This is a genomic window from Sulfuricurvum sp. RIFOXYD12_FULL_44_77 (assembly GCF_001830725.1).
Lineage (GTDB): Bacteria > Campylobacterota > Campylobacteria > Campylobacterales > Sulfurimonadaceae > Sulfuricurvum > Sulfuricurvum kujiense_A.
Map to the genome: position 1 here is coordinate 1 of NZ_MIBU01000132.1, position 9,353 is coordinate 9,353.

Below are 9,353 nucleotides of genomic sequence, written 5' to 3' on the forward strand. Positions count from 1 at the left end.
CGATCTCTTGGCTGGCCTCTCCGACACTCAAACCAGAAAGCGATGAGAGAATTTTAAATTGGTATTTACTAATGGTGTGTGCCCCTGCAGAATTGTGCTGAATTACCACATCCATTCTGTCTACTCCACCATCTCTTCAGATTCACCGAGCTGCAAGATCCCTTGCTCTGCCAATGCCTGAACCGCATCAACGATTTTACGCTGAGCACTCTCTACCTCTTTCATCTTAACGGCACCCAAGAATTGAAGCTCCTCGACAAAAGCATCTTTGGCACGCTGAGACATATTGGCATAGAATTTCTCTTTAAGCTCTTCCGCCGCATTTTTGAGTGCCAGCATAAGATCGTTTTTATCCACCGCTTTGAGAATTTCACGGATACTGTTACCGTCAAGATCAACCATATCTTCGAAGGTAAACATCATCTCTTTGATCGATGCCGCCAGTTCCTGATCGAGCTGTTCGATTTGAGTGAGGGTTGCTTTGGAAGCTTTCGCACCAAGGCGGTTGAAGACATCGGCCACGGCGCGCGGTCCGCCCACTTCGACTTTGTAGCTTGCGAGTGATTCGAGTTTGGATTCGAGAACGGCACTGACCCGTTTAATGATCGACGGTGAAATATCCCCGAGTTTTGCCATACGCATGGCCACTTCGGCACGCAGATCATCAGGGAAGATATAAAGGGTCTCCGCAGCGGCGGAAGGGTCCATATGCGCTAAAATCAACGCAACGGTTTGAGGATGCTCATTCATAATAAAGTCGGCAAGCTGCTGCGGTTTGATTTTAGACAAATACGAAAAGTTCTGGGCACCCTGCATCGTTTTGCTCAGACGCTCCAATACCTTTTTCGCTTCTTCCGGTCCTAGCGCTTTGTAGAGAATCTCACGGGCATAATCCATACCGCCGGTATTGAGGTATTGGTTGGATTGGATAATGGCATAAAACTCTTCTAAAACAGCCGCACCGATATTTTTTTCGATAGAGCGGTTATTCGCAATGTATTTTGAAACTTCGGTAATCGCCTCGACATTCATCCGAGAAAAGATAGTGGCGGTGACATCTTCACCCAGCTGCACCAACAAAATAGCAATCTTTTGAGACATACTCATTTCATCAAAATTAGCTTGCTGAGACTGTGTCAACGTCATGTATCCCTCCTATCGCTTATGTGGGCTGTCTGCAGGTATCGATTCTTCATCGATTAGTGCCTGAATCAACGAGGCTATCTCTTCCGGATGATCCTCCGCGATTTCACGAACTTTTTCCAATAACACATCGTATTTAAGCTCATCCTCGTTGAAATTCTCCCCAAGCCCCAGTTGGTTTTCCACTTTTTTACGCATGAGTTGTACTTTTTCCGCTAAATCTTCATCTTCATCATCGGCAATTTCAAGATTCGGTTTTTCAAATTCTTCTTCATCACGACTGAATTCAAGCATACGTTCCGCAAACGGGATAATGATTTTTTTGTACGCAATAAACAAAATAAGTGCGACCAAAAGATACTTGAATATAGGGGCAAACGGCGTAATATACGTTGCGATGAAATCAGATGTTTTAGAGGCGGCATCTTTAGGCTGTAATCCGTCTTTAGAGGCTTGAAATTCAAAATTACGAACCGTTACCTGATCTCCTCGCTGCTCATCCACACCGATGGATTGCTTGACCAATGCATCGATTGCCTGAATTTGTGTCTCATCCAGTGCAATATACTCGATCTCTTCGGTCGCCTCTCCGGCAGGATCTTTTTTTGCTTCGTACTTGCCGTCCACAACAACGGCGGCCGTCATCCGCTTAATACGGGCAAATTCCATTTTGGTTGTCGAAACTGTTTTCGAAACTTCGTAATTCGTGGTTCCGGTCGTTTTTTCAAATTTTTCACCGCCGCTCCCCGCAAGCCCTTCTACAGGACCGATATTGCTGACTGCACCCGGAACTCCGCCCACTTGAGGAGGGGTTGCTCCGTCACGTTTTTCTTCGGAAGACTGCTCACTGCGCACCACATTTTCAGGATCGTATTTTTCCGATGTTGAACTTTGTTCTGAAAAATCATACTCGATGGTCACTTTGGCAACGACGCGATCTTTCCCTCCGATAAAGGGAGCAAGAACATTGATAATCTTCTCTTCTTGTTTCTTCTCTTCTTTGGTTTTATACATTTGCTGTATCGCGGAGAGTTCACCCATAGCGCTAGCGGCATCGTTATCTCCGAGTGTTTCACCCTCGGAATCGATCAATGCTACATTCTCGGGAGTCAACTTCGGAACGGCAGCGGCAACAAGTTTTTTAATCCCCCGAATCTGTTTAGGGGTCAATTTTCGATCGGGATAAAGTTGCACCATAACCGATGCGGAAGGGGGAACTTCTTCCGCGACAAACAGTGTCTCTTTAGGGAGGGCAAGAGAGACATTCGATTTTTCAACCGGAGAAAGAGAGTCAATAGAGCGAGCCAACTCCCCCTCTAACGCTCGTCGAAATTTTACCTCTTGATCGAAATTCGTAGCACCGAACTCTTGTTTATCAAAAAGTTCAAATCCGACATGCCCCTCTTTAGGGATTCCCATAGAGGCTATAGTAATACGCTCTTTATAGACTACTTCTTTAGGGACTTCAATCACATTTTCACGAGGAATTCGGTAAGGAATTTGATCTTTTTCGAGCTGCTCTATCACTTTTGCCGCATCTTCAGAGCTCAGTTGATCGAAGAGAACCTGATACCCTCCGTTATCGTTTTTTGATCCTTCAGAAGAATAAACAACCAAAAAAATCAAAAAAGCTATTATCCCTGCAACTGCTGCGCCAATAATGGCTCTCTGTGCTTGGGTCAGCTTTCCGAAAAAAACAACAAGTTGCGCGAAAAGGGTCTTAAAATCCATTTTTACCTATTTTATAATAAAGAATCAGTGAGTTCAAAAAATCGATCGTTTTGCACTCGGGTTCCGATTGTAACACGAATAGCGTTCAATCCGTAACTGCTTAAATCACGTACAATCATACCCTTTTTTAAGAGTTCTTGCGCAATTTTTGATGAATTTTTTTCTTCAGGAAGCGATAATGTGACGAAATTGGTATAACTATCAATCACATCGATCCCCTTAGAGCGTGCAAATTCTTCATATCGAGCCATCTCGTTAAAATTATCACGAATACACTCTTGAACGAAAGCCTCATCATCCAATGCAACCGATGCCGCTTCAAGAGAGAGTGTCGTAATATTAAACGGCGGGCGAACTTTATAAAGGGCTTCAATGATAGGTGCTTGTGCAATTCCGTATCCCACTCGCATCCCCCCTAATCCGTACGCTTTCGAAAATGTCCCGAGAAAAAGAACGTTATCAAACTTCGCAATCAAATCTTTCGGCTCCACCGCATAGTCGGGATTTTTAAAACGGGCGTATTCCATATAGGCACCATCCACAATGACGAGTGTATCGCTGTCCACTTTAGCGATAAAATCAACCATTTCCTGCGCGAGGAGTCCATCCCCTGTGGGATTATTAGGAGTACAGAGGAAAATGATAGAGGGTTTATGTTCACAATAAAGGGTGTAAAACTCATCCATCTTGTGTTCACGTGATGCCGTGCGTATAATCTCAGCCCCCACTTGTTTGGCATAAATCTCATACATGGCAAAGGTGACACTGTTCACAAGAACCTTTGAACCGCTATGAGCTTTGGCGTGAATCGCGAATTCGATTACCTGATCGCTCCCCGCACCGATAATGAGTTCATTCCCTTTTATCTCGTATTTACCTGACAAAGCGGTTTTTAGCTTCACCATCGAATCATCAGGATAAAGAGCCATATTATCGATGATAGCGCGAACCGCATCTTTGACTTTAGGGGAACATCCGAACGGATTTTCGTTACTGGCAAGTTTTACAATCGAATCTTTATCGATTCCGTATTCACGCACGACCAATTCGATCGGCTTACCCGCTTCATAGGTTTTAATAGACTCTAATGCTTCATTAAATTTCATAACTCTCCCTTTACATAGCTTCCCAGCCATGTCACTTCTTCATTGTGTTTTTGCATTAATATTTGAACGCTCTCTTCATCGATATGGCCGAAGAAGTCGATAAAAAACCAATATCCGAAACCGTCTTTATCCCGCGAAGGACGGCTTTCAATCTTACTGAGATTTATATCGGCATTGTTGAAATCTTCAAGAAAATGGACCAATGCTCCTGATTTTTGAGCATCTTTTAGACGAACCAAAATAGATGTTTTATCGTCTCCGCTGATGCCGTTTTTAAAATCACTGAGAATAAAAAATCGAGTAGCATTGTTTTGGGTATCCTCGATATTTTCAAACAATGTCGGAACGCCGTAGAGTTTCGCCGCAATGTGAGAACATATCGCCGCAGCTTCAGGATCCTTACTGGCTAAGATAGCCGCTTTTGCCGTTGATTCGACCGGAATATGCTCTATAGAGTCCAAACCGTGTTCGGCCAAGAACTCTCTGCACTGACCGAACCCTTTGTCTTTGGAATAGATTCTCTTGATATGGTGAATTTGTTCCGCTTTGGTGGCAAACGCCATATGAATCGGCATATAAAGTTCAGCGACGATTTTAACGCTGCTTTTACCCAACAGATCAAGTGTTTCGCCCACGACACCATCGCGTGAGTTTTCAATCGGAACGACGCCGAATTTTGCACGCCCTGCTTCGAGGGTTTTAAATACCGCTTCGATGGAACCGAGGGAGAGATAATCGCTCATAGCACCAAAACGTGACTCTGCCGCCTGATGGGTAAAACTCCCCTCAGGTCCCAGATAAGCAATTCGCTCAGGGAGTTCCAGATTACGGGCAACGGCAAAAATCTCTAAAAATACCGCTTCAATCGCTTGAGAATTGAGCAGTCCCCCCTGCTCTTCACTGATACGGGTCAAACGGTCAATAATCGCTTTTTCCCGTTCCGGACGGTAGATGGCACTGTTACTCTCATGCTTGATCTCACCGACACGGCGAACGACCTCCATACGACGGTTCAGTAAGGTGACCACTTCGTTATCTATTTCATCAATTCGTGCTCTGCACTCTTCTAAAGTATTCATAAATGCTCCAATATTGCTTGCATATCGGCATAAATTTCTGCCGGACGCTCGTGAGGTTCCAAAGAGGGGATAATTTCATCGGCATTGCGATATTTTCCGCTGAGAACAAACACCCCTTTCATCCCCATTTTCTGAGCTCCAATGAGATCCCCTTTTACATCATCGCTAATGATAGTGACGTCACAAAACGCTGCACCCGTTTTTTGCGTACCGAGGCGAGACAATGCCTCTTCGAAAAATGGGATACTTGGTTTCCCGACCACCGTATAGGGAGTCGATGTCGCAAATTCCAACATTTTTAAAATTGCCCCGACACCGGGATAGCGTTTATGATTTTTGACGTAAAGGGTTGTTTCATGCATACCGATAAGCTGTGAACCGCCGAGGAGAAACTCAATCATTTGAGCGTATTCATCGGGGGTAAAATTCTCTTTAATGGCGACTAAAACGACATCGGGGGATGTATACTCAAGAGAGTACCCCATTGACCGAACAACCTCTAAAAAGGGCTCCGATCCATATGCGGCAACTTTTTTAGTTTTATCAATATGGCGCTCCAACAACATCAGCGGATCAAGATAATGACTTTGGGGAATATTCAAACCGATCGAATTCAAATACCCTAAAAACTCATCACTCGGATTTTTCGTACTGTTAGTAATGACCATATAGGGGATTTGACGGTCATTAAGATAGTCGATAAAAGCAACCGCTCCACGGGTCGGGAGTTTGGTATTATCTTCGATCAACGTCCCCTGCACATCAATGAAATACATCACGAGTCCTAGAGGTACTCACGCTCTAAGGCGATTACATCTTCATACGTTTCACGGCGTCGAATAAGACGTTCTTCACCCGCTTCTACCGCAATCTCGGCAGAACGTCCGCGTGTATTGTAGTTACTCCCCATTCCGAAACCATACGCTCCGGCGCTGTGAACAACAAGGAGATCGTTATGTTCCATTGGAGGAAGAGAATAATTTTTGGCTAAAAAGTCACCGCTCTCACAAACAGGACCAACGACATCCGCAACGCTTTCATTACCCGTTTTATCCAACGCCTCGATACGGTGATACGCTTTGTACAAACTCGGTCGGATAAGATCGTTCATCGCTCCGTCCACCATCACGAAACGTTTTGCTCCGTTGTTTTTCTCGTACAAGACTTTCGTCAAAAAATATCCCGCATTGGCCGTCAAAAAACGTCCCGGTTCGCAAATGATCGTCACATCGATCCCTTTGAGTGCGGAGAGGATCGCCTGTGCATAATCATACGGTGCAATGGTCGTCTCATTATCGTAACGGACACCCAATCCACCCCCGATATCAAAGAATTTCAACTCAATATCGATCGCTTGAAGGGAGCGGAGCAAATCGGCTACAATCACCGCCGCTTCATAAATCGGCTCTAACTCGGTCAACTGGCTTCCGATATGGAAATGGATCCCTACAGGATCAAGATAATCAGAGTTTTTTGCTTGGATATACATCCGTTTTGCCGCAACGATCTCAACGCCGAATTTGTTGTCATGAAGTCCCGTCGAAATGTACGGGTGAGTTTTCGGATCGATATTCGGATTGACGCGGATACTGATACGGGCTTTGGCATTCAATTCACGTGCAATCATCTCGACACGTCCGAGTTCCGCTTCGCTCTCGACGTTGATGTAGAGGATATCCGACTCAATCGCTTCGCGAATCTCATCATCACGTTTACCGACACCGCTGAAAAGGATACGGTATTTCGGAACACCCGCCATCAACGCACGGCGTACTTCCCCGATTGAGACACAATCGGCACCCGAACCCATCTGTGCAAAATGTTTGACAACACTTAGATTTGAATTTGCTTTAACCGCATAGGCTAAAATTGATTTACGGCCGCGAAAAGCCTCTTTTAATGATTCAAATTGAGCACGCATCGCATCAAAATCATACACGTACAATGGTGTTCCGTACGTTTGTGCCAGAGCTTTAAAATCGATCACACTAAATCCTCATTGATTAGTTTTGTCGCGATTTTACCCTAACTCTCCTTAGGGGATTTCCAAGCCGCCAGAGCATGACACAACACAAGAAAATAATTGGGGCGATAATCCCCATTTCAGGGGTGAGCGTTTTGTTATTTGAGAGTTCTCCCAGCATAAAAAGGACTCCCCAGACAATCAGGGTTACCAAAATAGCTCCGAAGCTAAAAAAGGAGAGATTTAAAAATCGTGCACTTACCGGTGCATAGGTGAAAAAGAGGACCATCAAAATAGGGGCAAACCAAGGGGTAACAAAAATACGATACATCGCACTTTTGATTTTAGCGACATCAACGTTTTGATTTTCCAAGAGTTCAAGGGCATCTAATCCATCACCGATGGTAAAGTTGGCTTTTCCCTCATACACCTGATCCAAAATTTTGGGTTTAAAATCACGAAGTACTTTGAGATTTTCCTTATCTTCCGTTGTAATCCCTAAAGCCTTCAGATCAAACCCCTCGGGAGGACGTATTAAGTGGGCTTTTTTAATATTCCAGTATCTGTTATCATCATCATAAACTGCTTCATTAGCACTCAATGCCTCTTTTAATGTCCCTTCTTCGAATCTAAAAACACGAATATCCTCCGCTTTTTTACTTAGAGGGTAGAGATTGCCGAAATAGATATAACTCCCCTCATGGGTGAAAAAAAGATTACTGGTAGGGCGGATAAATTGAGAGGTTTCCCGCAGATTATTGGCAAACTCATTTGAGCGGGCAAAATTAGTCGCATGAAGTGCAATGTAGATGACAATCAAAAGACTCGCAACGCCTAAAAAAGGGGCCATTATACGGGTTTTAGAATATCCCAATGCGTAATATGCCGCCAAGGCATTGGAGCGTACCAATTCAACCAATGAGGCAATAATCGCAAAAATAAGCGAAATAGGAAGCATCATATCGATCGCATAAAAATATTTGTACATGATGTAAATTAAGACTAGATTGGCTGAGTTCGGGAGTTCTGAGGCATTATCCATCAAATCGAATCCGACCATAAAACTGCTCAATGCGATCAGAACAATCGAAAAATAACGTAGATAAAGTAACGATAAAGTTGTAAATGCGAGCATAGGAGCCTAAATATAAAAATTGAAGTTTATTGTATCCAATAAAACCTGCAAAATTTTCAAAGCCCCTTCAAGGAGCATTTTGAAGCTACATCCGTGCAGCTCTTTTCAAGAAGCATTTCAACGGCATCAGCAGTTACACCGATCCACTCTCTAAGTTTGGATTGTTCTTCTGCGCTAAAGGGGTGCAGTACATAATCGGCTACTTGCGATTTGTGTTCAGGCTTTCCGATTCCCATACGTACGCGGATATACTCGGCTCCGATTGCGGCATCTGTCGATTTTAGTCCGTTATGTCCTCCGTGTCCGCCGCCGCTTTTAAAGCGCAATGCCCCAAACGGTAAATCCAAATCATCATGGATGACAATGACCTCATCAATTTTGTAAAAATTTTTAACGGCAAGAATAGAGCGACCGGAGAGGTTCATAAATGTGAGCGGTTTGAGGAGAAAGTGTTGACCCATTTTAAACAACTCCCCTTCGAAGGAGCTCTTTGAAACGTTCACGACACTGTGGCGACGACAAAGCTCGTCAATCACCATGAACCCGATGTTATGACGGGTTGATGCATACGCCGAGCCGGGGTTTCCCAGTCCGACGATCAGCATCCTTATTTCGCTTTGATGATACTAAGAACCGATACGCGGTCTGAATCGGTAAACGTTACGTTTTCAACACGTGGAAGATCACGAACCAATACGGAATCACCTAAATCCAAAGGAGCAACATCAACAGTGACGTTGTTTGGCAAGTTTTCGATTGCCGCTTTAACGCGAAGACGTTTTTTAGCAACGAATAACATCCCTTTGTTTTTCAAACCGATCGGTGTTCCAACAGTAACAACCGGAACATGATAGTGAGTTACAACACCAGGTTGTGCAACCATCAAATCAACGTGCAACAAGTTGCCTGAAACCGGATGAGACTCATACCCTTGAACAACAAGGTTCATCTCTTTACCCGCTACGCTTACAGCGAATGCTACGGTCTCTTTGTTGCGCACTGTACGGATAAAATCGTTCATTTTGAACGCGGCATGAACGTTTTCAAGCCCTTTTCCGTAGATGTTAGCAATAAGATAACCATCACGGCGATACGCTTTTGTAGCAGCTTTGCCAATACTCTCTCTTACAATGCCTTCTAACATAATCATGTCCTTAAAATAAAATGAGGCGAATTATACTTAAATATAGCTTATT

General features: G+C 44.1%; 9 protein-coding genes. All 9 read right to left on the minus strand.

Annotated elements, in window-relative coordinates:
- Positions 1-120: 120 nt before the first annotated feature.
- Genes fliG through A2517_RS05545 form a run of 9 tightly spaced genes read right to left on the minus strand, consistent with a single transcriptional unit; the run spans position 121 to position 9,301 of the window.
- Entirely contained in the window at positions 121-1,146 is a 1,026-nt protein-coding gene (fliG, locus tag A2517_RS05505; RefSeq protein WP_294894939.1) for a flagellar motor switch protein FliG, read from the minus strand.
- Positions 1,147-1,155: 9 nt separating this feature from the next.
- Positions 1,156-2,874, minus strand: coding sequence for a flagellar basal-body MS-ring/collar protein FliF (gene fliF / locus A2517_RS05510; protein WP_294894941.1), 1,719 nt, complete (start codon positions 2,872-2,874; stop codon positions 1,156-1,158).
- An 11-nt stretch (positions 2,875-2,885) separates the two neighbouring features.
- Entirely contained in the window at positions 2,886-3,980 is a 1,095-nt protein-coding gene (gene hisC / locus A2517_RS05515) for a histidinol-phosphate transaminase (protein WP_294894943.1), read from the minus strand.
- Positions 3,977-5,059 carry a prephenate dehydratase gene (gene pheA, locus A2517_RS05520; RefSeq protein WP_294894945.1) on the minus strand — a complete coding sequence of 361 codons (1,083 nt, stop codon included), beginning with the start codon at positions 5,057-5,059 and terminating at the stop codon, positions 3,977-3,979. The genes hisC and pheA overlap by 4 nt, the downstream gene beginning before the upstream one ends.
- A complete protein-coding gene (locus A2517_RS05525; protein ID WP_294894948.1) occupies positions 5,056-5,835 on the minus strand; it encodes an HAD-IIA family hydrolase in 780 nt (259 codons plus the stop codon). The genes pheA and A2517_RS05525 overlap by 4 nt, the downstream gene beginning before the upstream one ends.
- Before the next feature lie 8 nt (positions 5,836-5,843).
- Complete coding sequence (gene lysA / locus A2517_RS05530; protein WP_294894950.1) at positions 5,844-7,046, minus strand: diaminopimelate decarboxylase; 1,203 nt, start codon at positions 7,044-7,046, stop codon at positions 5,844-5,846.
- A 16-nt stretch (positions 7,047-7,062) separates the two neighbouring features.
- The gene (locus tag A2517_RS05535) at positions 7,063-8,157 is read right to left on the minus strand and encodes an LptF/LptG family permease (RefSeq protein WP_294894953.1); all 1,095 of its coding nucleotides are present in this window, start codon (positions 8,155-8,157) and stop codon (positions 7,063-7,065) included.
- Between the two features lie 56 nt (positions 8,158-8,213).
- Positions 8,214-8,762 carry an aminoacyl-tRNA hydrolase gene (gene pth, locus A2517_RS05540; RefSeq protein ID WP_294894955.1) on the minus strand — a complete coding sequence of 183 codons (549 nt, stop codon included), beginning with the start codon at positions 8,760-8,762 and terminating at the stop codon, positions 8,214-8,216.
- A 2-nt stretch (positions 8,763-8,764) separates the two neighbouring features.
- Positions 8,765-9,301, minus strand: a complete 537-nt coding sequence (locus tag A2517_RS05545; protein ID WP_294894957.1) for a 50S ribosomal protein L25/general stress protein Ctc — start codon at positions 9,299-9,301, stop codon at positions 8,765-8,767.
- Positions 9,302-9,353 lie beyond the last annotated feature (52 nt).